At 70.8% G+C, this 23,526-nt stretch carries 19 protein-coding genes and 1 pseudogene; 7 read left to right on the top strand and 13 right to left on the bottom strand.

Annotation, left to right across the window (positions count from 1 at the left end; genetic code table 11):
• Nucleotides 1-335 precede the first annotated feature (335 nt).
• Together ACIBAG_RS43810 and ACIBAG_RS43805 are read left to right on the top strand one after the other, a co-directional pair.
• Nucleotides 336-2,123, top strand: coding sequence for an ABC transporter ATP-binding protein (locus ACIBAG_RS43810; RefSeq protein WP_399113499.1), 1,788 nt, complete (start codon nucleotides 336-338; stop codon nucleotides 2,121-2,123).
• On the top strand, nucleotides 2,120-3,979 hold the full coding sequence (locus ACIBAG_RS43805) for an ABC transporter ATP-binding protein (RefSeq protein ID WP_399113497.1): 1,860 nt from the start codon (nucleotides 2,120-2,122) through the stop codon (nucleotides 3,977-3,979). Before ACIBAG_RS43810 ends, ACIBAG_RS43805 begins: the two co-directional genes overlap by 4 nt.
• 486 nt (nucleotides 3,980-4,465) lie before the next feature.
• Here ACIBAG_RS43805 and ACIBAG_RS43800 read toward each other — a convergent pair whose 3' ends face one another.
• Genes ACIBAG_RS43800 through ACIBAG_RS43780 form a run of 5 tightly spaced genes read right to left on the bottom strand, consistent with a single transcriptional unit; the run spans nucleotide 4,466 to nucleotide 10,494 of the window.
• Nucleotides 4,466-4,810, bottom strand: coding sequence for a DoxX family protein (locus tag ACIBAG_RS43800; RefSeq protein WP_399113495.1), 345 nt, complete (start codon nucleotides 4,808-4,810; stop codon nucleotides 4,466-4,468).
• Complete coding sequence (locus ACIBAG_RS43795) at nucleotides 4,807-6,774, bottom strand: acetoacetate--CoA ligase (RefSeq protein ID WP_399113493.1); 1,968 nt, start codon at nucleotides 6,772-6,774, stop codon at nucleotides 4,807-4,809. Before ACIBAG_RS43795 ends, ACIBAG_RS43800 begins: the two co-directional genes overlap by 4 nt.
• Nucleotides 6,771-8,354, bottom strand: coding sequence for a bifunctional 3-(3-hydroxy-phenyl)propionate/3-hydroxycinnamic acid hydroxylase (locus tag ACIBAG_RS43790; protein WP_399113491.1), 1,584 nt, complete (start codon nucleotides 8,352-8,354; stop codon nucleotides 6,771-6,773). Before ACIBAG_RS43790 ends, ACIBAG_RS43795 begins: the two co-directional genes overlap by 4 nt.
• Nucleotides 8,355-8,373: 19 nt before the next feature.
• Nucleotides 8,374-9,312 (bottom strand): fumarylacetoacetate hydrolase family protein, encoded by a 939-nt coding sequence (locus ACIBAG_RS43785; protein ID WP_399113489.1) that lies wholly within the window; start codon nucleotides 9,310-9,312, stop codon nucleotides 8,374-8,376.
• Nucleotides 9,313-9,348: 36 nt separating this feature from the next.
• The gene (locus ACIBAG_RS43780; protein ID WP_399113488.1) at nucleotides 9,349-10,494 is read right to left on the bottom strand and encodes a VOC family protein; all 1,146 of its coding nucleotides are present in this window, start codon (nucleotides 10,492-10,494) and stop codon (nucleotides 9,349-9,351) included.
• A 135-nt stretch (nucleotides 10,495-10,629) separates the two neighbouring features.
• Here ACIBAG_RS43780 and ACIBAG_RS43775 point away from each other — a divergent pair, with 135 nt between their 5' ends.
• The gene (locus tag ACIBAG_RS43775; protein ID WP_399113486.1) at nucleotides 10,630-11,265 is read left to right on the top strand and encodes a TetR/AcrR family transcriptional regulator; all 636 of its coding nucleotides are present in this window, start codon (nucleotides 10,630-10,632) and stop codon (nucleotides 11,263-11,265) included.
• Here ACIBAG_RS43775 and ACIBAG_RS43770 read toward each other — a convergent pair.
• Nucleotides 11,209-11,988, bottom strand: coding sequence for a DUF2993 domain-containing protein (locus ACIBAG_RS43770; protein WP_399113559.1), 780 nt, complete (start codon nucleotides 11,986-11,988; stop codon nucleotides 11,209-11,211). The two genes, ACIBAG_RS43775 and ACIBAG_RS43770, sit on opposite strands and share 57 nt — an antisense overlap.
• A 113-nt stretch (nucleotides 11,989-12,101) precedes the next feature.
• Nucleotides 12,102-12,752 carry a TetR/AcrR family transcriptional regulator gene (locus ACIBAG_RS43765; protein ID WP_399113484.1) on the bottom strand — a complete coding sequence of 217 codons (651 nt, stop codon included), beginning with the start codon at nucleotides 12,750-12,752 and terminating at the stop codon, nucleotides 12,102-12,104.
• Nucleotides 12,753-12,937: 185 nt separating this feature from the next.
• Here ACIBAG_RS43765 and ACIBAG_RS43760 point away from each other — a divergent pair, with 185 nt between their 5' ends.
• Nucleotides 12,938-14,551, top strand: coding sequence for an MFS transporter (locus ACIBAG_RS43760; RefSeq protein WP_399113482.1), 1,614 nt, complete (start codon nucleotides 12,938-12,940; stop codon nucleotides 14,549-14,551).
• A 278-nt stretch (nucleotides 14,552-14,829) separates the two neighbouring features.
• Here ACIBAG_RS43760 and ACIBAG_RS43755 read toward each other — a convergent pair whose 3' ends face one another.
• The 4 genes from ACIBAG_RS43755 to ACIBAG_RS43740 all read right to left on the bottom strand — a co-directional run bounded on the left by ACIBAG_RS43755 (nucleotide 14,830) and on the right by ACIBAG_RS43740 (nucleotide 18,665).
• Nucleotides 14,830-15,477 (bottom strand): TetR/AcrR family transcriptional regulator, encoded by a 648-nt coding sequence (locus ACIBAG_RS43755; protein ID WP_399113481.1) that lies wholly within the window; start codon nucleotides 15,475-15,477, stop codon nucleotides 14,830-14,832.
• A 103-nt stretch (nucleotides 15,478-15,580) separates the two neighbouring features.
• A complete protein-coding gene (locus tag ACIBAG_RS43750; protein WP_399113480.1) occupies nucleotides 15,581-16,678 on the bottom strand; it encodes a catalase family protein in 1,098 nt (365 codons plus the stop codon).
• A 24-nt stretch (nucleotides 16,679-16,702) separates the two neighbouring features.
• Nucleotides 16,703-18,043: a Dyp-type peroxidase gene (locus tag ACIBAG_RS43745; RefSeq protein WP_399113479.1), complete on the bottom strand. Its 1,341-nt coding sequence runs from the start codon at nucleotides 18,041-18,043 to the stop codon at nucleotides 16,703-16,705.
• 13 nt (nucleotides 18,044-18,056) lie between these two features.
• A complete protein-coding gene (locus tag ACIBAG_RS43740; RefSeq protein ID WP_399113477.1) occupies nucleotides 18,057-18,665 on the bottom strand; it encodes a hypothetical protein in 609 nt (202 codons plus the stop codon).
• Nucleotides 18,666-18,938: 273 nt separating this feature from the next.
• Between ACIBAG_RS43740 and ACIBAG_RS43735 the strand changes: the two genes are divergently transcribed.
• Genes ACIBAG_RS43735 through ACIBAG_RS43725 form a run of 3 tightly spaced genes read left to right on the top strand, consistent with a single transcriptional unit; the run spans nucleotide 18,939 to nucleotide 21,837 of the window.
• A complete protein-coding gene (locus tag ACIBAG_RS43735) occupies nucleotides 18,939-20,114 on the top strand; it encodes a DUF4331 family protein (RefSeq protein WP_399113475.1) in 1,176 nt (391 codons plus the stop codon).
• Complete coding sequence (locus tag ACIBAG_RS43730; protein ID WP_399113473.1) at nucleotides 20,111-21,214, top strand: tetratricopeptide repeat protein; 1,104 nt, start codon at nucleotides 20,111-20,113, stop codon at nucleotides 21,212-21,214. The genes ACIBAG_RS43735 and ACIBAG_RS43730 overlap by 4 nt, the downstream gene beginning before the upstream one ends.
• Before the next feature lie 29 nt (nucleotides 21,215-21,243).
• Nucleotides 21,244-21,837: a TetR/AcrR family transcriptional regulator gene (locus ACIBAG_RS43725; protein WP_399113472.1), complete on the top strand. Its 594-nt coding sequence runs from the start codon at nucleotides 21,244-21,246 to the stop codon at nucleotides 21,835-21,837.
• A gap of 254 nt (nucleotides 21,838-22,091) precedes the next feature.
• On the opposite strand, the pseudogene ACIBAG_RS43720 reads toward ACIBAG_RS43725, so the two are convergent.
• Together ACIBAG_RS43720 and ACIBAG_RS43715 are read right to left on the bottom strand one after the other, a co-directional pair.
• Nucleotides 22,092-22,773 (bottom strand): annotated as a pseudogene (locus ACIBAG_RS43720) (class I SAM-dependent methyltransferase); the annotation flags it as partial.
• A 70-nt stretch (nucleotides 22,774-22,843) separates the two neighbouring features.
• The gene (locus tag ACIBAG_RS43715; protein WP_399113470.1) at nucleotides 22,844-23,509 is read right to left on the bottom strand and encodes an O-methyltransferase; all 666 of its coding nucleotides are present in this window, start codon (nucleotides 23,507-23,509) and stop codon (nucleotides 22,844-22,846) included.
• Nucleotides 23,510-23,526 lie beyond the last annotated feature (17 nt).

Here is a 23,526-nt window from a genome sequence, read left to right as displayed (position 1 = left end):
GGGGAGCGCGTGCCAGGCCCCGCGACGCCGGCATGATCCAAACGACAGGTCCTAGCCGAGGATGCCCCGCTGGTATGCCGTCGCCACACACCGTCGACGGCGGCCCGGCCGCCGTAGGACTTGCGCAGATCGCTGACTTCGATGACGGTCATGCCCCCAGCGTCCCGGCGGGCCGGTTCCGGCCACATCGGCCGTCGCGCTCGACGGGGTATCAGCCGATCGGTTGATGCGGCCGTACGACCCCTCGAACGTGCAGGTCGTAGGACCAACGGCCGATTGCGGACCGGCCAAAACTCGGTGGGCAGTGTCAGTGGCGATCCGTAGGCTCGCTGCTGATGGTGACGACACGTGCAACCGCAGAGGACAGGGCCGAGCGATCCGCCGTACGTACGCTGCTGCGTCTGTGGCCGTATGTGCGGCCCGTGCGTTCGCGGTTGTTCACCGCCGCGTTCGTGGCGATCGTCGCGTCCTGTCTCGCGCTGGTCATTCCGCTCGTTCTGAAATGGATGGTGGACGGGCCCGTCGCCGACCGGGATCCGGCCGGCGTCTGGCTCGGGGCGCTGTGTCTGCTGCTGCTCGGGTTCGCCGAGGCGTTGCTGTTCGGGCTGCGGAGATGGCTGGTGGCGCGGCCGCTGGCGGGGGTCGAGGCGGCGATGCGGGCGGATCTGTACCGGCATCTGCAGCGCCTCCCGGTGGCGTTCCACGACCGGTGGGCGTCGGGGCAACTGCTGTCCCGGGGCACCACCGATCTGATGCTGCTGCGCATGTTCCTCGCCTTCCCGCTGACGTTTCTGCTGGTCAACGGCGTGACGATCCTTGTCGGCGTGATCATCATGCTGCTGCAGGACTGGACCCTGGGGCTGGTGATCCTCGCTCCCGCCGTGCCGATGGCGGTGATGTGCTTCTTCTTCGAGAAGCGGTACGCCGCCGTGGCGCGGCTCGCGCAGGACCAGGTCGGTGATCTGACGACGGTCGTCGAGGAGAGCGTGCTCGGGGTCCGGATCATCAAGGGGTTCGGGCGGCATCGCAGTCAGGCACGGGCGTTCCGGGAGCTGTCGCGGACGCTGCGGGGCACGGAGCTGCGCAAGGCCCGGCTGCTGGCCCTCATCTGGGCGGTCATCGTGACGCTGCCGGAGGTCGCCATCGGGGCGGCGCTGGTGGTGGGGGCGGTGCAGGTGGCCGACGGGGTGCTGTCGGCCGGCACGCTGGTGGCCTTTCTGTCGACGGCGCTGGCCCTGCGGTGGCCTGTGGAGTCGATCGGCTTTCTGCTGGCGATGAGTCAGGAGGCGGCGACGGCTACAGAGCGGTACTTCGAGGTCATGGATGAAACGCCGGAGACGGAAGCGCCCCACAAAGATGCGGGACCCGCGGCCGGCGACGATGGCATCCGCTTCCACGAGGTCTCGTTCCGCTACCCCGACGCCCTCTGCGACTCCCCACCCGTCCTGGACCGCATCGACCTCCACATCCGCCCCGGCGAGTCCATGGCCCTCGTCGGCGCGACAGGCAGCGGCAAGACGACCCTCACCGCCCTCGTCCCCCGTCTGCACGAGGTGACGTCCGGCCGTATCACCCTCGACGGGCAGGACATCTCCGAGATGTCCAGGGAAGCGCTGCGCGAACTCGTCGCCGTCGCCTTCGAGGAGCCCACCCTCTTCTCGGCCAGCGTCGCGGACAACGTTCTCATGGGGGCCGGAGACGGCGCGGGAGAGCCTGAATTGGAGCGGGCGCTCGCCGTCGCGCAGGCCGGCTTCGCGCACGCGCTGCCCGACGGGACCGAGACCCAGGTCGGCGAGCAGGGGCTCAGCCTCTCCGGCGGGCAGCGGCAGCGGCTGGCGCTCGCGCGGGCCGTGGTCGGGCGGCCGAGGTTCCTGGTGCTGGACGACCCCCTGTCCGCCCTCGATGTGCACACGGAGGCCGCGGTCGAGGCCGCCCTGCGCGACGTGCTCGCGGAGACCACCGCCCTCATCGTCGCCCACCGCCCGTCCACCGTGCTGCTCGCGGACCGCGTCGCCCTGCTCTCCGGCGGCCGTATCGCCGCGGTCGGCACGCACCACGACCTGCTGCGCACGAATGCCGAGTACGCCCACCTCATGGCCGGGACCGAGGAGGCCGACCGATGACGGCGACGACCGCCACCGCACCGGGCAAGGAACAACCGGCCGAGGAACCGGAGTCCGCCAGGCCGGACGACCCCTTCGACCGCGACGTCCTGCCCACTCCCCCGGGCGCCACCTCCGCCCTGCTGCGCTCCCTGCTCGCGCCGATGAAGGCCCGCGTCGCCGTCACCACGCTCCTGCTGCTGCTCCAGCAGGCGGCCGTGCAGGCGGGCCCGCTGCTGGTGGCGTACGCGATCGACACGGCCGTACCGGCGTTCCGGCGCGACGACCTCGGGCCGCTGATCGCCGTCGCCGTCGGCTATCTGGTGTGCGCGGTCGCCTCCGGAGCGCTGCAGTACGCGTTCATCCTGTTCTCCGCCCGCGTCAACCAGGACGTGCTGCTCGACCTGCGCGGCCGTATCTTCCGCCATGCCCAGGCGCTGAGCGTCGACTTCCACGAGCGCTACACCTCCGGCCGGCTCATCTCCCGCTCGACCACGGACGTGGAGTCCCTGCGCGAACTGCTCGAGGAGGGCCTGCAGGAACTCGTCACCGTCATCCTGTCCTTCGTCTACATCGCGGCGATGCTGCTGTGGCTGGACCTCGGTCTGGGCGCGGTCGCCGTGGCCTCCTTCGTGCCGCTGTACCTCCTCGTACGGCTCTACCGGCGGCGTGCCGGGCGGGTGTACACCGTGCGGTCCACCGCGATCGCCGCCGTGATCGTCAAGTTCGTCGAGACGATGAACGGCATCCGCCCGGTGCGCGCCTTCCGCCGCGAGGCTGCCAACGACGCCGACTTCGCCGTACTCAACACCCGGCACGAGCGGACCAACGGCGACGCGCTGCTGGAGATGGCCCGTTACGTCGTCGGCTCGCGTCTCGTGGCCAACACGGCCGTCGCGGGGATCGTGCTGTGGGGCGCCTACCGCGTCGCGGGCGGCACGCTGGCCCTCGGTGTGCTGGCGGCGTCCGTGCTCTATCTACGGCGTCTGTACGACCCGATCGACCGGCTCGGCATGTTCCTCAACTCGTACCAGTCGGCGGCGGCCTCCCTGGAGAAGATCGCCGGGCTGCTGGCCCAGGCACCGTCCGTCCCCGAGCCGCAGGCGCCCCGGCAGCTCCCGGCCCTCGAGTCGGAGCACCCCGGCCGCGAAGTCGTCTTCGACGGCGTACTGTTCGCCTACCGCACCGGCGGCGAGGTGCTGCCCCGCTTCGACCTCACGATCCCGGCCGGGCAGACGGTCGCGGTCGTCGGCGCCACCGGCGCCGGCAAGTCGACACTCGCCAAGCTGCTCGCCCGCTTCTACGACCCCTCCGACGGCCGCGTCCTGCTGGACGGCGTCGACCTGCGCGAGCTGGCCGTGCCCGAACTGCGGCGCGGGGTGGTGATGGTGACGCAGGAGGCGTTCCTGTTCTCCGGCACGGTCGCCGAGAACATCGCCATCGGGCGCCCGGACGCCACCCGTGAGGAGATCGAGCAGGCCGCGAAGGCCATCGGCGCGCACGACTTCATCAGCTCGCTCCCCGACGGCTACGACACCGACGTACGCAAGCGCGGCGGTCGCATCTCCGCGGGCCAGCGCCAACTCGTCGCGTTCGCCCGGGCGTTGCTCGCCGACCCGGCCGTGCTGATCCTCGACGAGGCGACCAGCTCCCTCGACATCCCCGGCGAACGGGCCGTGCAGCGCGCGATGTCGACGGTCCTGCACGGCCGTACGGCCGTCGTGATCGCGCACCGGCTGTCGACGGTCGAGATCGCGGACCGGGTACTGGTCATGGAGCACGGCCGGATCGTCGAGGACGGCACACCGGCGGAACTCGTCGCCGGAACGGGCCGGTTCGCGGATCTGCACCGGGCGTGGCGGGACAGTCTGGCGTAGCGAACGGCACTCCAGGATCCGCGACGTCGGGCAGCATCCGTCGTACACGCAAGGTTCCAACGGCGTCGATCCGGTACAAGGACGCGGCGGCCTCGAACCAGCGCGGCTGTTGACATGTTCCTGGTCCGGATCGGTCAGGGCTCGGGTGCGCCAGACGGCCCCTGTCTCGCCCAGCCATGCCGAGGTGTCGGGTTCGCTCTCCCAGTCGGTCACGTCGCGAGGGTCCTCCGGCGTGGTGGGGCGGAGAGTCAGCATGTCGGCACCATGACGGCGGCGGCCGCCGGGGTCGGTCGGCGAGGGAGACGGGGTTGCTCGTCCGGGGCCTGTCGAGCCAGTCGTCTCGCAGGCCCCGGACGTCGACGCGGGCCACCCCGGCCCGGGGGGAGGGGGAGGCCGGTGTGCGATGGCGGCCCGCGGGGAGCCGGGGGAAGGGCAGCCGCCACCCTCACAAGTGGCTGCCCATCCGCGGCCCGTACGGGACGTACGTCAGCCGGCGGCCACCGCCGTTGCCGCGTACGTCACGGCGATCAGGGCCAGTACGGCGGCCGGGAGCGCCCGGGGCGGCGGGTCGCCGTGGCGCAGGTGGACCACCGCCGCCGCGGCCATCAGCAACGCCAGTCCCGTCGCGGCGGCCACGCCGAGCGGGAGCGACACCAGTCCCAGCAGCAGCCCGGCGGCCCCCGCCACCTCCAGTGCGCCGACGACGCGGTAGTGGCCCGGTGTCATGCCGAGGTGGGCCGCCGCCTGGCGCATGAACGGCACCGCGGCGATCTTCGCCAGGCCCAGGGGAAGGAAGACCAGGGACAGGGCGACGGCGAGCACTGTTCTCATGCGGTGGTCCTGCCCTTGCGGCGCTCCTCGCCCAAGCCGGCGTAGTAGGCGATGAGGTCGGGGGCGTCCACCGCGGCCGGATTCACGACCTGCTCGACAGGGGCGCCCTGGAGCAGGCGCTTGACCGGGACCTCCAGTTTCTTGCCGGTGCGGGTGTGCGGGATGCCCGGCACTTCGAGGATCTCGTCCGGGACGTGGCGGGGTGAGGCCCCGGTGCGGATGGCCTCCTTGATCCTCTCCCGGAGGGTGTCGTCGAGTTCGACGCCCGCCGCTGGGACCACGAACAGCGGCATCCAGTAGCCGCCGTCGGGTTCCTCCGCGCCGATGACCAGGGCCTCGGTGATCTCGGGGAGGCGTTCGACGACGTCGTGGATGTCGGCGCTGCCGAGCCGGACGCCGTTGCGGTTGAGAGTGCTGTCGGAGCGGCCGTGGACGATCACCGAGCCATGGCCCGTAAGGGTGATCCAGTCACCGTGCCGCCAGATGCCCGGGTAGGAGGAGAAGTAGGCGTCGCGGTAGCGGGTGCCGTCGAAGTCGTTCCAGAAGGACAGCGGCATCGACGGCATGGGGCGGGTGACGACCAGCTCACCGACCTGGTCGACCACCGGCGAGGCCCCGGCGTCGTACGCGGCCAGCGCCACACCCAGGTGCGGTGCCGACAACTCCCCGGCCCAGACCGGGGTGTTGGGCGCACTGCCCGCGAAGCCCGACACCACGTCCGTGCCGCCGCTGATCGAGGCCAGCAGCACCCGCTCCCCCACGTGGTCGCGGACCCACGGGTAGGCGGACGCCGGCAGGGCGGACCCCGTGCAGCCGACCACGCGGACCGACGACAGGTCATGGCCGGACGGGTCGATGCCGAACTTGGCCATGCCCAGCAGGTACTGGGGGCTGGTACCGAAGACGGTGACCCGGTGGCGGGCGGCCAGTTCCCACAGGACGTCGAGCTTGGCGAAGGGCGCCGGGCTGCCGTCGTACGTACACGTCGTCGCGCCGGTCAGCAGGGTCGAGGCGACCAGGTTCCACATCATCCAGTGCGTGGTGGTGTACCAGAGGAGGCGGTCGCCGGGGCCGAGGTCGGAGTGCAGGCCGAGGGTTTTGAGGTGCTCCAGCAGGACGCCGCCGTGGCCGTGGACGATGCCCTTGGGCAGGCCGGTGGTGCCGGAGGAGAAGACGACCCACAGGGGGTGGTCGAACGGCACCGGCGTGCAGAGGAGTTCCTCCGTGCGGGTGGCCGCGTCCTCCCACGGGACCACCAGCGAGGGGTACGCCCTCGACGGCCACGGCAGGCCCACGTGGTCCACCAGCAGCGTCGCCTTCAACGTCGGGAGGGACGCGGCCAGTTCGAGGGTGGCGTCGCGGCGATCGTGGGTGGTGCCGTTGAAGAGGTAGCCGTCGGCGGCGATCAGTACGGTGGGTTCGAGCTGGGCGAAGCGGTCGGCGGCGGCCTTGGGCGCGTAGTCCTGGCCGCACACCGACCAGACCGCGCCCAGGCTCGCGGCGGCGAGGAACGCGACGATCGCGTGCGGGATGTTGGGCAGGTAGCCGACCACCCGGTCTCCCTGCCCCACGCCCAGGTCGCGCAGGGTGGCGGCGACGGAGGCGACCAGGGCACGCAGCCGCTCCCCCGTCACCTCGTACCCGGAGCCGGTCTCGTCCAGTGCGATGATCGCGGGCCGGTCGTCGGCGAGGTTGCGCAGGGCGTGATGGGCGTAATTGAGGGTGGCGCCGGGGAACCAGCGGGCGCCCGGCATCCTCTCCTCGGCCAGCACCTGCTCGTAGGGGGTGTCGGCGTCGATGTCGAAGTACTCCCACACCGCACCCCAGAAGCCCTCCAGGTCGGTGACCGACCACTGGTGCAGAGCGGCGTAGTCGTCCGGGTCGATGCCCTGGCGCCGGGCGAACTCCGCGATGCGACTGGCGGCCGCCGTCTGCGGATCGGGCGTGAAGAAGGGCGTGCTCATCGCGTCGTACTCCTCAACAGGCTTCTCATAGCCGTCCGTTCGGGAGGAACAGGGTTTCGTGTGCTGTGCAGCAGGGCCGCCCAGTCGGCGGTCGACGTGAAGTCGCGTCCCCCGGCCGGGACGACATCCAGGACGACGCGGTCGGGCCGCAGCAGTACGGCGTCCGCGCGTCCGGCGCGCAGCCAGGCGGCGAGGGTGCCGTCGTCGCCGAGGTCGGTCACGGAGAACGCGCGTATGCCGAGGCTGTGGGCGAGCGCGGTCAGGGAGGGGCCGGGTTCGGTGGCGGTCAGGACGGTGAAGGAGTCGCCGAGCAGTTCGTCGAGGCGGGCACGTCGTCCGTCGACGCTCAGCCACGGCTGCGGGCAGTGCGTGCCTGCCAGGCGTCGGCGGACCCCGCGTCGCACGAGGGGGCCGGCGGTGAGGGGCGGGCTGAGGTCGCGGCCGGCCAGCTCGGTCAGGCCGGGTATGCGGCAGGCGGCGGCCAGGAGCCTGCGGCGGATTGCGGCGGCGCCGTCCTGGCCGCCGGTCATGGCCCAGCCCATGGCGACCGCGAGCCGGATCACATGCCGGGCGTGTGGCTTGCGTTCGCTCTCGTAGGTCTCCAGCAGCCGATCGTCGCCACCTTGTTGGAGGACGCGGGCGAGCTTCCAGGTCAGGTTGTAGGCGTCCCGCAGGCCCGAGCACAGTCCCTGGCCGATGAACGGCGGGGTGAGGTGGGCCGCGTCGCCGAGCAGGAAGACCCGTCCGCTGCGCCAGCGGTCGGCGACGCGCGCCCGGAAGGTGTACTGCGTCTCGCGGACGATCTCGAAGTCCCCCTCGTGCGAAGGTGGCAGCCACGGGGCGACCAACTCGCGGACCGGCTGCTCCGCCCCCTCACGCAGCCGGAACTCCCAGCGGTAGCGGTCCTCGCCCACGCGCATGAAGGTGGCCGGGCGGTCCGGGTCGCAGACCTGGTCAACGCCATCCCAGCAGCGGACGTCGGCTGTCGTCCGGACGTCGATGACGGTCCAGCGTTCCTCGAAGCGCAGGTCCTCCCAGACGGCGCCGATGGCCTCGCGGGTGAGGCTGTTCGCGCCGTCGCAGCCGAGGACCGCGTCGGCCCACAGCTCGTGCTCGCCGGCGTCGTCGCGGTAGGTGACCCGCACCGGGCCGGTGGCGTCCGGGCCGATACCGGTGACCTCCACGCCACCCCTGAGCTCGCACTCCGGGCGCCGGACCAGGGCGTCGCGCAGCAGCCGCTCCAGCTCTGGCTGGTCGAACATACTGGTCTGCGGGTAGCCGTGCAGGCCGTGCTCGGAGCGGCGGAACTCGGCCATCACCCGATGCCGGGCATCCAGCAGCCGCAGCCCATTCGCAGGGCGGGCGATCGCGGCGAACTCCTCCCCCACGCCCGCGGCCTGCAGAATCCTGCACACCTCGTCGTCGGTGGCGACGGCACGCGGGAGCGGGTAGACGTCCTGGTGGCGTTCCAGGACGACACTGCGGACTCCTCGCCTGGCCAGGAGGAGGGCGGCGGTCACGCCCACCGGTCCGGCGCCGACGATCACGACGGGCACACGTGCGGCTTCATCGACGGTCATGTGCGGCTCACCTCGGGGTTTAGTTCACGGCCGCGACGGGCGTGCGCTGCTCGCCGAGGTCGATGCGGCCGTCCGGGGTCGCGATCGTCGCCGTGATCACGTCGCCCGGACTCAGGTAGTGCGGGTTCTTCGCCTGGCTCTTGAAGAACGCCTTCCACTTCACGGCGGGCGGCAACAGCGCGCCGATCTTCTCGACCGGCTTCGGCGGGGCCTTCAGGGCCGTGCCGCCGGGCGTCCCGGTGAGCAGCAGGTCGCCGGGGTCCAGGGTCTGGAACCGGGCCAACAGGGTGAGCGCCTGTGCCGGGCGGACGATCATGTCGGCGAGGGTGCGGTCCTGGCGCAGCTCGCCGTTGACGCTCAGCTTCAGCCGCAGGTCCAGGAGATGGGCGAAGTCCTCCGGCTCCAGCAACGACAGGTACGGACCGGTCGGCGTGAAGGTCGGGTACGACTTGCTCTCGTAGAACTGCGTCTTCGTCAGCTGCACCTCACGGGCGCTGACATCGTTGGTGATCACCAACCCGGCGACGTACGAGGGCAGGTCCCGCTCCTCGACCACGGTGCCGACGGGCAGGGACGCGCCCATGACCAGGCCCAACTCGATTTCGTAGTCGAGGAACTTCACGTGCGCGGGGCGGACGACAGCCTCGCCGGGGCCGCTGACCGAGCCGGATGCCTTGCGGAAGAAGGCGGGCGGGATGTCGCCGGTGAACCCCGAATCGCGGGCGTGGCTACGGTAGTTGACCATCTGGGCGACCACCCGACAGGGGGTGGTGACCGGCGAGAGGGCGGCCAGGTCGGCGACGGGTGTGCCCGCCTCACCTGAGAGGGCCGCCTCGCGTACGGCGTCGCGGTCGGCGAGCAGTTCGGCGGTGGTGGCGGCCTTGGTGTCGACCGGGACGGCGCGTTCGCCGAGGACGACCCACCAGCCGTCGGCGGTGCGCAGGACATTGGTGCTCATGTCAGTGCCTTTGTGAGAGGGATTCGCGTGCGGGGGTCAGGAGTTGGCGGCCTTGAGCAGGCCGAACAGTCGTGCCGGGTCCATCTCGTTGTCGCCGCGCAGGGCCTCGATGACATCGCGGACCCGCTGCGGGGAGGGGCTCGCGCCGAGGAAGTCGCGGGTGGCCGGCGGGCCCCACTGGGCCAGGCCGCTGGTCGACATGGGCGCCCAGCCGGGTTCGACGTCGCAGGAGAACAGGTCGCCGTCGGCGAAGTGCTCCAGCATGAAGTGGTCGGGGTCGCGCCAGTAGTCGAAGAGCTGGCTGCCCTGGATGTGCCGGCCGATGCCCCAACTGCGCTTGTAGCCGCGCTCCTTGAGGTACTCCCCGCCAGCGGCGATCGAGTCGAGGTCGGTGACCTGGTAGGCGGAGTGGACGTACCCCGTCCCCGGCCCCAGGTGCATGGCCAGCGTGTGATGGTCGGCGGGCACGCTGCCCAGGTCGCAGCGGATGAACGCCATCGTCGGGCCCCGGCCGCGCTGCCCGTCCAGGAACAGGAAGTCCGACACGATCATCCCGAGGGTGTCCAGGTACCAGTCCAGGGCCCGGGCGAACACCCGTGTCTCCAGCACCACATGGCCGAGGCGCTGGATGCGGGACGGCTCGCGCGGCGGGCGCTGCGTGGCGTTCGTACGACGGTGATCCGTGCCGAAGTTGAGCAGCAGCGGCTGCTGTTCCGGCAGTGCGGGGAGTCGTTCGCCGCAGTGCACGACCCGTACCGGGAAGCCCGAGGGGTCGAGCAGGTCGACCACCTTGCCGCCGCCGGGTACGTCCGCGTCCCGTACGTCCGTCCCCGTGGCACGGGCCAGCCGGTCCAAATCGGCCCGCTCGGCAGCCCGGAACGCCGGGCCGATGAAGCGGGACGTGCGCCCCCTGCGGATCACCATGCAGGGTGAGCCGGCGAAGGTGCCGCGCAGCCACAACTCCCGCTCGGTGCGGGCGGCGACGCCGAAGCCGAAGTCGCGGGCGAAGACCTCCGCGCGGTCCAGGTCGGGCTTCTCGAACTCCAGCCAGGCCAGGTCCGCCACCTTGATCACGGGATTCCGGGAGCGGCCGGGGTGTTCGCCGCGCAGGGCGCCCTGCTCGCTGTGGAGGTCCTGGTGGGCCGTGATGACGTCGGCCCCGTCGACGCGGGTTTCAGACATGGTGCCCTCCGAGCAACATTGCCGTAATGAGGAAATCATCAACTGTGACAGTTCTGTCGTCAAGATGTTCGCGGCAGGAAATGATGAATTCATCAGGACTGCGATCGCCATCGTCCCGGCGGTTAGACTCTGCGCATGTCTACGTCAGCCCTGCCCAGCAACCGGTTCGAGCGGCGTCGCGCGGAGACCCGCAGGGCTCTCGTGCGAGCGGCCCGGCAGATCCTCGCCGAGACCGGGGACACGAGCGCCAGCATCCAGGCGATCGCCGAGCGCGCGGACGTCGGCTTCGGCTCCTTCTACAACCACTTCGACTCCAAGGCGGAGTTGTTCGAGACGGCGGTGGTGGACGCCCTGGAGGAGTTCGGCCAGAACTTCGACGAGCGCCTGGCCGGAATCGACGACCCGGCGGAGCTCCTCGCGGCCGGCTTCCGGCTCAGCGCCCGGATGGCCGATTCCCACCCGGAGCTGATGCAGGTTCTGCGCCGCCGCGGCCTGGGGCACATCCACTCGGACAACGGATTGTCTCGCCGGGCGATGCGCGATCTCCAGGTCGGCATCGCCTCCTGCCGTTTCACGACCGTCGACCCGATGGTCGCCCTGTCCGCACTGGGCGGAACCCTGCTGTCCCTGGTGGAGCTGCGTTTCGCCCGCCCCGAGGTGGACGGCGACGAGGCCGCGGTGAACCTCGCCGAGATGGTGCTGCGCATGCTGGGGCTACCGGCGGACGACGCCCACGAGGTCGCTCGGCGCCCCCTCCCCGACCTCGACTGACGCCACCTGGGCGGACGACGAGTCCGGGCGGAAGGTGACCGAGCGGCCGGTGAAGCGGGCGTCGATCCCGTCCTCCGTGGTGGTGATCGACCGCAGGCGGAGCCCCTCGGGAACGTTCTGCAGCGGAATGGGCTCGTCCAGGGCCTCGTCGAGAAGCGACTTCAGCGGAGGTAGCAGTTCGCCCTGCTCGGCGCGGACGTCGGTGAAGGCGATGCGGTTGCCGCTCGCCGCCGAGACGGCCGCGCTCGCGGTTACGTCGCCGACGAGCGGCAGAGCGGCCGTCGCGTTGATCCGGCCCGACTCGTCGCCCTGCGACACCTCCACGCCGAGCGCGTTCGACACATCCGCGTAGGACAGGTGGGCGGTCGCCTGGACGCTGCGGGCGTGCGCCTCGTCGGCGTCCCCCGAGGTCTTCAGGCCGTCCATCCCGACTGTCAGCTTCGTCACCGGCAGGGGTCGGGTCGTGCCGTTCGCGGGTATGTCGCGGGCGGTGAGGTCGACGTGGTTCAGGCGGCCCTCGGCGAGCTGGGTCAGCACGGGAAAGCCGCTGACGTGCACCGAGGGCCGATCGGCGGTTCCCATGCCGTCCTGGAAGGCCTTGGCCGTACGGCTCTCCGCGCGGGCCGCGGCGATCCGGTCGACCGCGACGGCGCCGACCAGCACGGCCGCCAGGGACACGGCGACGATGATCAGGCGCCGCCTGGTCCGGGTCGGGGGGCTCACATATACGGCGCCGTCGCCGTAGTAGGGCTCGCCGACGTACTCCTCGTCGTACTGGGACTGGTACACGGTTCTCCTCTTCGGGTGATGCTTCGGGTGATGCTTCGGGAAGGCGCCTACGCGCCGTCGCCCTCGGGCCGGACGAGCCCCCGGACACAGGTGGCGGCATGGCCGGCAGTCACGCCCATCGCGATCAGGGCGGCGGTCGCGGTGCCCGTGCCGTCGTCGCTCCAGGCCCCGCCGTTCACGCAGTCAAGAAGCCCCAGCAGGTGCCCCTCCAGCGCCCGGGTCAGCACAGCCGGCGGAACGCTGGCCTGGAAGACCCCCTGCCGCTGCCCCCGGCCGATGATCGCCTCGGCCATGTCGCGCGCGGGGGCGAGGACTTCAGCGACTCGTTCGGCCCCGAGGTCCTGTGGGGCGAGACGGAGCAGGATGCGGTAGCGGTCACCGACGGGCCACACGGCGAGGACGAAGCGCGCCAGCTCCGTGACGGCATCCGCCGCCGGAACCCGCGGGGCCGCGAGCGCCCGTCGCAGCGCCTGTCGCAGCGCCTGTGCGGCATCCTCCACCAGCCCCTCCACCAGTGCGGCCCGGCCGTTGAAGTGGCCGTAGACCGTACGGCGCACCACACCTGCCGCCTCGGCGATGTCACCGAGGCTCGCGTCGGGGTCGCGGCTGAGTTCCCGCCTGGCCGCTTCGAGGATGCGGGCCCGCGTGAGCAGGGTTCGGCTGCGTTCCGGGGTGGCGATGACGGGTGGGTGGGTCATGTCGGACCTCCGGTCGACGGGGGAGGGCGATTCGATAGTTGCACATCGACGAGCAACAAACTAGTCTGCACATCAACGGGCAATTAACTGCTCTCGGTGCCGCGCCCACTCCTGTCCGCGCCCGCACCGCTCCCATCGATCCGCACCCCGAAGCCTCCGCTTCAGCCCCTGCCGAGGAGCCCCCGATGCCGCTCTTTGCGAACACACCCGTCGAGAAGATGACCGAGCCCTATCCACGCCGCTGGTGGGCCCTGCTGGTCCTGTGCCTGAGCCTGCTGATCGTCGTCATGGCGAACACCTCGCTGATCGTGGCCGCCCCCGACATGACCAAGGACCTGGGCCTGAGCAGCAGTGACCTGCAGTGGGTCATCGACGGCTACACCGTCCCCTATGCCGCGCTGATGCTCGTACTGGGCGCGATCGGCGACAAGTACAGCCGCCGTGGCGCCCTGGTCCTGGGCCTGTTGATCTTCATCGGCGGTTCGGTGATGGGCGGCCTGGTCGAGGAGACCGACCTGGTCATCGCCGCCCGCGCGATCATGGGCGTGGGCGCCGCCGTCGTCATGCCGGCCACGCTGTCACTGCTGGTCGCGATGTTCCCTCGCGGTGAGCGCGCCAAGGCCATCACGGCATGGTCCGCCACCTCCGGGCTCGCGATCGCCGCGGGTCCGCTGTCCGCCGGCTGGCTGCTGGAGGACCACGCCTGGGGCTCCACCTTCCTGATGAACGTCCCCGTCGCCGTCCTCGGCGTCGTCGGCGCACTGCTCCTGGTCCCGCCGTCGAAGGCGGAAGGCATGGGCCGGATCGACTACGTCGGCGGTCTGCTCTCGATCGTCTCCGTCGGCTCCCTGGTCTACGCGACCATCGAGGGCCCGCACTTCGGCTGGGGCACCGGCCCGATCACCGCTGCCGTCGTCGCCGGCGTGGGCCTGCTGGCCTTCGTGGCCTGGGAGCTGAAGCACCCGAACCCGATGCTGGATGTGCGCAAGTTCGCCGAGCGTCCCTTCAGCGGCTCGATGCTCGCGGTGCTGTTCTTCTTCTTCGGCACCTTCGGCTCGATCTACTACTCCACCCAGTTCCTGCAGTTCGTCCTCGGCTACGACGCCCTGGAGACCGGCATCCGGCTGCTGCCGCTGGCCGGCGCGGTGTTCGTCGGCGCCGCGGTAACCGGAAAGCTGGCGCCGAAGCTGGGCGTGAAGCTGGTCGTGGGCACCGGCATGGTGATCGGCACCGCAGGTGTCTTCCTGCTCACGCAGATCGAGTCGGGCTCGGCCTACACCGACTTCCTGGCCCCGCTGGTGCTGCTCGGCTTCGCGATCGGCCTGAGCCTGTCCCCGGCCACCGACACCATCATGGACTCCTTCCCCGAGTCCGAACTGGGCGTCGGAGGCGGCGCCAACGACACCGCCCTGGAACTCGGTGCCTCCCTGGGCATCGCCATCCTCGGCTCGCTGCTGGCCACCTCCTACAAGGACAAGCTGACCGACCTGGTCGGCGGCCACCTCCCGGCCGAAGCCATGGACACCGCCAAGGACTCCGTCGGCGGCGGCATCGCGGTCGCCGAACAGGTCGCCAAGAACCCCCAGGGCGGCGCCGAACAGGCCCAGACCCTGCTCGGAGCGGTGCACGAGTCCTTCGCCCACGCCATCGCCCACACCAGCCTCATCGGCGGCATCATCATGGCCGCCGGAACCCTGATCGTCATCGCCGTCCTGCCCGGCCGCAAGGCCACCGGCAAGCAGCACCAGGAAGAAGCGGCCGAGACCTCCCAGGAGCAGACCGAGACCGTGGGCGCCTGAGCCCAGAAGGTCGGCGCGGCCCATGGCCGCAGGCCGGAGGCCGGGAACTCGTTTCCGGCCTCCTCCACCCAGGACGGGCTGTGCCTGAGCGGCGCACGGCCCCGGACGGTGCCGGGAGGGGACACCCGGCACCGTCCTTTTTTTGCTGTCCGCACCTGAGGGCCCGGCACAACCACTCGGCACTCGCCGATCAGAGGAGCGGGATACACATGACAAGACCCCGGTGCCTTCGACCGGGGTCTGTTCGAACCTCTGCGTAAGCAGCCGTGCCAACGGGCTCACCCGTCGGCGACAGCCTCCGCGGTGGCCGTGGCGGCCACCTCTTCGACCACGACGCGCGCGTGCTTCTCCGGCACTCCGGCCGCGATGAGCGTGGTGACGGCCACCCGGGTGCCGTCGTCCTCCAGCGCCCCGGTGTTGACCTGTTCCAGCAGGGCGACCGTCATCGCCTCCAGACCGGCGCTCAGCACCGCAGGCGGCAGATGGGAGTGGAAGACACCGTCTCGCTGCCCGCGCTCCAGGATGGCCGTGACATTGACGCGGGCGGGCTTGAGGATCTCGGCGACACGTTCCATGCCCAGGTCCCGCTGGGCGAGCGCCAGAAGCATGCGGTAGCGGTCGCCGACGGGCCACATCGACAACGAGAAGTGCGCGAGCGCCCGCTCCGCCGGCTCGGTCGCCGTCGCTCCGACCGCCACGGCGGACTCGAGCGCCTCGGCGGCCTCCTCGGCCAGTGCCTCCAAGAGCGCCGCCCGCCCGGGGAAGTGCCCGAAAAGCGTGCGCCGTACGACACCGGAGGCGCGGGCCAGCTCTTCCAGGGTGATGTCCGGGTTCCGCCCGAGTTCCTGGCGTGCGGTGGCCAGGATGCGCGCCCGGTTGGACCGTGCGTTGCGTCGCTGCGGGACGCGGCCGACGGGCTGGGACACGAAAAGGACCTCGATGAAGGAAGGACGAACAGGAGGTGCCCTCATTCTGACACGTGGCCCCCGTGCCGATCCCCGGCCGCAGCCGCGGATCGGCACGCCGTGGTCAGGCGGGAAGCTCCTTGATGTCGGACGGCTCCTGCGGCTGGATGCCGTTGTAGTGGTGGCGGAAGTCGCTGGAGGCGGGGTAGGCGGCGCGACGCGAGCGCATGATGGAGCCCAGCGGGCGGTGGGCCTCCAGGGCGTGCCAGGGGCTGAAGGAGAGGACGTCGTCGGCGTAGCGGCGGCGGGCGTCGCTGTAGGCGTCCTGGGCGGGCAGGTGCAGCACGGCCACGGGCTCGTGCGGTGACAGCTCCTCGGGCCACAGGACCGAGGCGTCCTCCACCGGCATCCGGTCGATGTCCGCACACAGCTGGGCCCGGATGTCGTACTCGGCACTGTTGTGCGCGAAGAAGTCGACGACGAGGTCCCTCAGCGCCGACTCGCCGGCCTTCTTGTCGACCTGGCTGCCGGTGAGGGCCTTGACGTTCGCCGAGCGCGGCGCGGCCGAGATCTTGGCGACGTGGTCTCCGTAGCGCAGGGCGGCCATGGAGTGGAAGGTCTCGCCGAGGATGTGGTCGTTGGCGGCGGCCAGGGTCTCCACGGCCGGCGGGAGCGGGCGTCCGGCGCGGGTGAGGGCCTTGGCGGCCACTCGGGCGGCGGCGCCGGTGAGCTGGAGCTGCTGGTCGCTCTGGCGGGGCTGTTTCTCCAGCAGGTCCTGGAGTTTGGCGTACTCGGCGATGTTGCCGAACGGCAGGGTGGGGTGGTTGACGAGGAGGAAGTCCTGCGTGGTGAAGCCGTCGTCGAGGGCACGGGGCCCGGGTGCGCCGATCACCTTGATGGCGATGCCGCGTTGGACGGGTACCTGGTCGGAGCGCAGGTCGCCGGGGGCGGAGGAGAAGCGGACGATGACCGGGTAGGTGGCCGGCTCGGCGAAGAGGCCCTGGGCGAGGTGGGCCGGGAGGCCGGAGGGGATGCGTAGTTCGCCGGCGAGGACGCCGTGGCTCTTGGCGTGGGCGTCGCGCAGGCCATGGCGATGTTTGTCGGCGACCTGCTGGTTTGCCTTGCCCATGGCCTCGACGACCTGGCGGATCAGCTCCTCCTCGTCGGGGAAGGGCTGTTCGAGGTCGGGGCGGTAGCGGACGTACGAGCGGAGTGTGGTCATGGCGGCCTCGCGCAAGGGTGGGGGTCAGATGCTGCCGAGCCAGCGGATGGCGGACAGACTCGGCATGAAGAAGTACTCGCCGCCGAGCAGGGTGTTGAAGGACTGGATGTTCTGCACCCGGCGGGGCGGAGTCCCCGGCACGGTGAAGTAGGCGCCCTTGTCCTGGAGCGAGATCATCGGGTCCTTCTCCTTGCCCAGGCCCATGAAGTTGCCGGAGCCGACCCACTCGCTCTGCAGGAACTCCACGTTGTCGATCGCCCGGGCGCCGAGAGCGATGAAGTCCAGGCCGCGCGGCTTGCCGTCGTCCTTGAGGCGGTCCGGGGGCAGAGGGGTGCCGTAGGAGGTGCCGCGTCGGATGATCCGGCGGATATTGACGTCGGTGAGGACCGTCAGCTTGGTGTCGCGCGGATTCATCCGGCGGATGTGGGAGCCGAGCGGGGTGCGCAGTCCGCGCGGGTCGGCGGAGTAGTCGAAGTCGTTGATGCGGTTCGGGTCCTCGCCGATCGCGGGGTTGTCGCGCTCCGGGGTCAGGGCGAGAGGTGCGCCGCTGCGCCAGCGGCCGACCAGCTTGGCGGCCAGCAGCTCGCGCTCGGCCTCGGTGGAGGCGTTGTCGTGCAGCCACTTGTTGAAGGCGGCGACGTGGGAGTGGTACTTGCGGAAGACGACGTACGTGCCGTTGCGGCCCAGGACGTCCGGAGCCGGCACGGGCAGTGGTACACCCGTCTCGCTCGGGTAGCCGAGGACGAACTCGCCGGCCTTGATGGGCCGTCCGTCGCCGGGCAGCGGTTCGGCGCCACTGCCCTCGACCACCGGCTGGCTGAAGCCGTCCCGGTACCCGAAGACGTTGAACCCGTCAGCCGCGAAGTCCTGGTGCGACAGCAGCCGCACACCCGGGACCTCGCCCAACTCCTTTTCGTAGGCGGCGACTTCGGACCGCCAGTCGTCCTCGCTCGCGGCGTAGACCGTGACGGCGACATGCACGCGCGGCGTGCCGAACGGGAACTCCCAGTTCTTGGGGGCGTTCACGCCGGTGTCGCGCAGCCGCTCGGCGCGGGCGGCCATCCCGGCGCGGAAGTTGGCCGGGAAGGAGGCCAGTGACGTCTCCGGCAGACCCAGCGCGACCAGTCCTTGGTAGCTGATCGCGACGGCCAGCCAGGACGGCTGCGGCTCGTCCCAGCGCGCCGCCGAGGTCACCCGCGGGGCCAGCCGGCGCAACAGCTCCCTGCCCGCGGCCGGTTCGGTGATCTCCAGGATCGCGTGGGTGCCGAAGTAGGGCTCGGGCCGGGCCCGCAGCAGCGTCGCCTGGATGTCGTCGAGATCCAGGGTGGGCGGGCGGCGCAACCGCCGGAACAGCGGGGAAGGCATGGTGCGCCCGCCTTCAGTTGAGGTCGGCGAGGAACCGCTGTACGGCGGCCTCCTGCCGCTTGAGCCGGTGGCCTTCCGCGACGGTGAGGCCCGGGTGGGCGACGAACCATGCCTCGGCCGGGAGCTGGTGCTTGACGATGAAGTCCTTCACGTCCGGCGAGGTGATGCCGGGCCAGCCCTCGACGTTGCTGAACAGGTAGTCCATGAACTCGGGGATCTTGGTCGCGAAGTCGTCGATGTAGGGGTCCCACTCGCCGTCGAAGGCGGTCGCGAACAGCAGCTTGGTGTCGTTGTCGAGGAACACGAACCGCATGTTGTGCAGCGTCCCGACCTGACCGGCGCCCGCCAGGTTCCCGCCGACCAGGTGGAAGAACTTCCGCAGCCGCTCGGCGCCGTTCGGCTTCAGCGGCAGGATCGTCGTCAGCTCGGACACCTCGCCGCTCTTGGCGCCGATCCGGCCGGCGGTGGTGACGGCGTGTTCGGCCATCTCCTCCTTGTCGGCCAGGATCTCGGCGGCCTTCAGCTTGAGCGCGATCTTGGCGTCCGACAGCGCGGCGTCCACCTTCTCGCGGACGGCGACGGGGAACTGCTGGAACTTCGCGTGCAGGTCTTTCTCGCTCATGGCGCCTTCCTCAGGGTGGGGCGGCAATGCCCATACACCGCCACAAATAGGTCTTCACGAGATGGCAGGCAAGCGGAACGAGATCTGTTTTCTGACCATCGCCGCATAACTGACTACATCATCAGTTCACTGATCCAGCCTGTCAACGCGCCAGCCGCAAGCAGCCACATGACCCACGCCACTATGAGACAGATTGACTCACAACACATCTGTGAGTCAGCATGTCTCACAGATGGCGCACCCCGACACACCCATCACTCGAAGGAGTCCCCGATGGCGGATCACTTCTCAGGACCGCGCATCCTCTTCGACCCCGCGTCCGACGTCGCCGACGTCTTCGCGTTCCCCAGCCCTGACCGGCCCGGCTGCCTGGTGCTCGTCCTCGACGTCTTCCCGGCCGCCGCCCCCACCTCGCTGTTCTCCGACGCGATCACCTACCGCTTCCGGATCCGGCCGGTCGCCCGGGCCACCGAGCGTGCCGCGTTCACCGTCGGCGAGACCGAGTACGGCCTGGACTTCACCTTCGCCGCGCCCGGCCGGATCCCCGGCAGCGACGAACCGGTTCAGATAGGCACCTGCACGACGCCGAGCGGCGAGCAGGTCCTCTTCCAGGTCGGCCACGAGGCGCCCACCGAGGCCGAAGGACTGAGGATCTTCGCCGGACCGCGGCTCGACCCGTTCTTCATCGACCTCGCGGGCGTTCTGGCCGCCGACGCCACACAGAAGCTGGCCTTCCGGCCCGGCGCGGACAACGTCCTCGAAGGGATGAACGTGCTGAGCATCGTCGTCGAGGTCGACCCCGAGGTGGTGTTCGGTCTGGACTGCGGCCCCCTGCTCGGCGTCGTCGGCGAGACCGTGACCTCCGGCGGCCGCCCGGTGCGGCTGGAGCGCATGGGCCGGCCCGAGATCAAGAACGTCGTCCTGGCGAGCAAGAGCCACGACCCCGTCAACAGCGACCTGGAGATCCGCGACCTCTACAACGAGGAGGACGCCTTCGCCGTACGGCCGGACTACGCCGGGGCCTACCGGGCGCGATTCGACGCCAACCTGGCCTTCTTCGACCGTCTCGACGGCGAGCTCGTCTGGCCGCCGGACGACCGGGGCGCCCACCCGCTGACGGAACTCCTCCTCGCCGACTTCCTCGTCGTCGATGTCTCCAAGCCGTTCTCCGAGGACAGCTGCTTCGAGATCGAGACGGCGCTGCTCGCCGGACGCCCCCACACGACCTGCGGCGGCCGGGCACCCAACGACGACATCGTGGACACCCTCTACACACTCCTGGTGGGCGGCGTCGACGGCCCGCGCATCAGCGACGGCGTCGACCAGGCCACCCGGCCGGCCACGCACACATTCCCGTACCTCGTGGCCCCCAACCCGAACCCGCCGGACCTCATGACGGTGATGACCACGCTGCTCGCCCCGCCGGAGCCGGAGGAGGAAGCAGCATGACGGACCGGCCCCTACGCACCTCTGCGCCCACCGACCAGGAACCGGTCACGACCAACGGCACCCTGGCCCTGGCGAATCTGTCGGCCCAGATCGACGGCGTGGCGGCTCCCCTACGCCGGGCCGGCTCCGCCGCGCCCCTCGCCGTCGCCCAGCAGGCGCTTCTGGTCGACCTCCTGACCCTGCGCGGACATCTCCTGGGCCGCGTCGCCGATTACGAGCAGGCCGCGCAGCTCTCCGAACAGATGGTGTGGAACGCACCCGACGACAGTGCCGCCCTGCTGGCCCGGGCCCGCACGCGGGCGACCCTGCACCGGTTCGCCGAGGCCATGGCCGACCTTGACGCGGCGGGCCGGGCCGGCGCGGCACAGCCCACCCTGGACGCGGAACGGGCAGCGATCCTGCAGGCGGTCGGCTGTCATGCCGAAGCCCACGGACTGCTGCGGAGCGCGGCCCCCCACCAGTCCGACTTCACGATGCTGTCGGCGTTGGCCGTTCTCCAGGCGGAGCGGGGCGAGACCGCCGAGGCGGAGCACGTGTTCGACGAGGCTCGCGCCGTCTACCGGGGTGTCTCCCCCTTCCCTCTCGCCCAACTGGACTTCCGGCGCGGCGTGATGTGGCTGCGCGAAGGCGATCTGCCCACGGCCCGGTCCTGGTTCGACACGGCCCGGCGCCGGGTGCCGGGCTACGCCCCGGCGACGGGCCATCTCGCCGAGGTCCACCTCCTCATGGGCGACCCCGAGACCGCTGTCGCCTGCCTGCGCCCGCTCGCGGAGACGAGCGACGATCCCGAGTACGCCGCCCACCTCGCGCTCACCCTGCGAGCGGCCGGCCGCCACCAGGAGGCCCAGCCGTGGCGGGACCGGGCGGCGGTGCGCTACGAGGAACTGGTGACGCGTCACCCGGAGGCCTACGCAGATCACGCCGCCGACTTCTGGCTCATGGTCGGAGGCGACGTCGACCGGGGACTCCAACTCGCTCTCCAGACCCTGGTCATGCGCCAGACGAGCCGCTCGTACGCCCTGGTCCGGCGTGCCCGCGAGGCAAGCGACCGGCCGGCCCGCGACGCCTGTGGACCGAGACACCCTGCGACTAGCATGTGAGGCAAGTTGTCTCACACGAAGGGTGGCGCATGCCGGAGGAGCGAACCGATCCACGACAGGTGCGCAGCCGCGAGGCCATGGTGTCCGCAGCCACCGAGCTGCTCACCGAGGGCGGCCTGGAGGCCGTCACGCACCAGGCGGTGGCCGCCCGCGCAGGGGTCGGCCGGGCCACGGTCTACCGCCACTGGCCGGAGCTGCTCGGCCTGCGTCTGGCGGCACTGGAGGCCGGCATGCCGCCCCTGTCACCGGCACCCGAGGACGTGCGGGCCGCGTCCGGTGCCGAACCGCGCGCCGAGCTGGTCCACTACCTGCGCCAGCTCGGCGAGCGGCTCGACGACGCCCAGGCCGGGGCCGTTCTCGCCGCCGTACTGGGCGGGGCCCAGCACGACGACGGGATGCGGCACCTCCGCCACACCCTCCTGACCCAGATCGTCGACGCCCTGCGCCCCGCCATCACCACGGCCGTCGACCGGGGGCACCTGCGCGACGACGTCACAGCCGAGACGTTCGCCATGACGACCGTCGGCCCGCTCGTCTACCAGCGCTTTCTCGTGGGTGCCAGGCTCGGTCACGACACGGTCGACGCGGTGGTGGATGCGGCACTACGGGCGTGGGCACCTTGACTTGCTCTCCAGGCTCAAGCCCGGAGATTCTGGCCTTCTCGATCGTTGCTGTGCCTCCCCCAAGCTCTCAACTGCGTTCGAGCAGGGGGTGCCCCCATCGCGGCACGGTTTCCGGTCGGGAATCCGTGGCTTCCTGTTTCTTCGCGCTGTGCCGGAACGAGTTCCGCAGCGCCCTCGCGGACGCCGGTGCTCAGCCGCCTCCACCGCGGAACGGCTCCTGGGCGGGGCGGCTGGAGACGGACACAGAGGCACACGCCGAAGAACGGGGAGTCGGCCGGCTGCCTGGCCATGGGGCGCAGCTCGATCTCGGTGAGGTGGGCGAAGAGGCGGCGCAGGTCGTCGAGGGTAGGCCAACCCGCCCTCCGGGCTGCGTTTGCGGTAGAACTCGTCGTCGGCCAGTTTGGAGCCCATCGCTCCGGCGGCGAAGCAGGCGAGGGCGAAGTGGCCGCCGGGGGCGAGCACCCGCTCCAGCAGGGCCAGGTAGCTGACCCGGCGGTGCGGCGGCAGGTGGTGCAGGCAGCCCGAGTCGTAGACCAGGTCGTAGCGCCCGGGAGGAAGGTCTACGCCGAAGATGTCGCCGCAATGGAAACGGTCATCGACGCCTGCCTCGCGGACCCTCTCCTGTCCTCAGGCCACGGCGGTGCGGGAGAGATCGACGGCGTCCACCTCGTATCCGTGCGCGGCGAGGTGGACGGCGTTGCGGCCAGGGCCACAGCCCAGGTCCAGGGCGCGTCCGGGAGTGAGCAGACCACGCTCCAGATAGGAGGCCAGGTTTTCGTCCGGCTTCTGGACGAAGAACGGGATGTCCCGGCGACGATCGGCATAGAAGTCGTCCCACCACTCGGAGGAGTCCTCCGTCCACCGGTCGGTCTCGGGCCGGAAGAGACGGTCCAGCATGCGCAGGACGTCCTCCATCGTTCGGATGTCCCGATTCACTGAAACTTCCCTCCTGGTCGGCCGGGTCTCCCGCCGGCCTGGCGTTCCGACGCGTTGCGGCCAGTGGCGGTCAGCGGACCCGGACGACGAGCATGCCGTCATGCCCTCGCCGGCCGACTGTCTGGAAGACCACCCCGTCGACCCGATCGGAGCCGCTGACCAGCTCCAGTACGCGCTGAGTGGCCCGGACCGCGCCGTTCGACGTCTCCAGGTTCCGGACCTCACCGGATCTCACGGCGTTGTCGAAGACGATCACGCTGCCGGGACGGCTGAGTCGCAGGCAGCCCTCGAAGTAGGTCACGTTGTTGTGCTGGTCGGCGTCGATGAAGAAGAAGTCGAAAGGATCGGCCTGCTCCGCGACGAGCAGGGCCAGTTGCTCGGCGGCGTTGCCCACCCGCACCTCCACGCGGTCGGCGAGGCCGGCCGCCCTGATGTTGTCTGCAGCGACCACGGCATGGACCGGATTGTTCTCGATGGTCACCATGCGGCCGTCCGGCGGCAGCGCCTTCGCCAGCCACAGGGCGCTGTATCCGGCCAGACTGCCCACCTCGAGGATCCGCCGGGCCCCGGCCATCTTCGCCAGCAGACTGAGCTGCTTTCCCTGCAGCGCCGAGATGTTGATGGCCGGCAGGTCCGCCTGCTCGCTGACGTGAACGGTCCGCGCCAGGTCGGGATCGGGCGGACACAGCAGGCCGCTCAGGAATTCCTCGGTCTCGGACCAGATTTCTGCAGCCATGGCACGCGGCTCCTCGG

The organism is Streptomyces sp. NPDC051243 (assembly GCF_044455405.1).
Lineage (GTDB): Bacteria > Actinomycetota > Actinomycetes > Streptomycetales > Streptomycetaceae > Streptomyces.
This window is presented reverse-complemented; position numbering and strand designations above follow the sequence as displayed.

Coding starts and splice junctions, on each gene's coding strand:
- ACIBAG_RS43775 (WP_399113486.1), top strand. CDS start 10,630: ATGTCTACGTCAGCCCTGCCCAGCAACCGGTTCGAGCGGCGTCGCGCG.
- ACIBAG_RS43810 (WP_399113499.1), top strand. CDS start 336: ATGGTGACGACACGTGCAACCGCAGAGGACAGGGCCGAGCGATCCGCC.
- ACIBAG_RS43800 (WP_399113495.1), bottom strand. CDS start 4,810: ATGAGAACAGTGCTCGCCGTCGCCCTGTCCCTGGTCTTCCTTCCCCTG.
- ACIBAG_RS43760 (WP_399113482.1), top strand. CDS start 12,938: ATGCCGCTCTTTGCGAACACACCCGTCGAGAAGATGACCGAGCCCTAT.
- ACIBAG_RS43785 (WP_399113489.1), bottom strand. CDS start 9,312: ATGAGCACCAATGTCCTGCGCACCGCCGACGGCTGGTGGGTCGTCCTC.
- ACIBAG_RS43765 (WP_399113484.1), bottom strand. CDS start 12,752: ATGACCCACCCACCCGTCATCGCCACCCCGGAACGCAGCCGAACCCTG.
- ACIBAG_RS43725 (WP_399113472.1), top strand. CDS start 21,244: ATGCCGGAGGAGCGAACCGATCCACGACAGGTGCGCAGCCGCGAGGCC.
- ACIBAG_RS43735 (WP_399113475.1), top strand. CDS start 18,939: ATGGCGGATCACTTCTCAGGACCGCGCATCCTCTTCGACCCCGCGTCC.
- ACIBAG_RS43805 (WP_399113497.1), top strand. CDS start 2,120: ATGACGGCGACGACCGCCACCGCACCGGGCAAGGAACAACCGGCCGAG.
- ACIBAG_RS43740 (WP_399113477.1), bottom strand. CDS start 18,665: ATGAGCGAGAAAGACCTGCACGCGAAGTTCCAGCAGTTCCCCGTCGCC.
- ACIBAG_RS43795 (WP_399113493.1), bottom strand. CDS start 6,774: ATGAGCACGCCCTTCTTCACGCCCGATCCGCAGACGGCGGCCGCCAGT.
- ACIBAG_RS43750 (WP_399113480.1), bottom strand. CDS start 16,678: ATGACCACACTCCGCTCGTACGTCCGCTACCGCCCCGACCTCGAACAG.
- ACIBAG_RS43745 (WP_399113479.1), bottom strand. CDS start 18,043: ATGCCTTCCCCGCTGTTCCGGCGGTTGCGCCGCCCGCCCACCCTGGAT.
- ACIBAG_RS43790 (WP_399113491.1), bottom strand. CDS start 8,354: ATGACCGTCGATGAAGCCGCACGTGTGCCCGTCGTGATCGTCGGCGCC.
- ACIBAG_RS43715 (WP_399113470.1), bottom strand. CDS start 23,509: ATGGCTGCAGAAATCTGGTCCGAGACCGAGGAATTCCTGAGCGGCCTG.
- ACIBAG_RS43780 (WP_399113488.1), bottom strand. CDS start 10,494: ATGTCTGAAACCCGCGTCGACGGGGCCGACGTCATCACGGCCCACCAG.
- ACIBAG_RS43730 (WP_399113473.1), top strand. CDS start 20,111: ATGACGGACCGGCCCCTACGCACCTCTGCGCCCACCGACCAGGAACCG.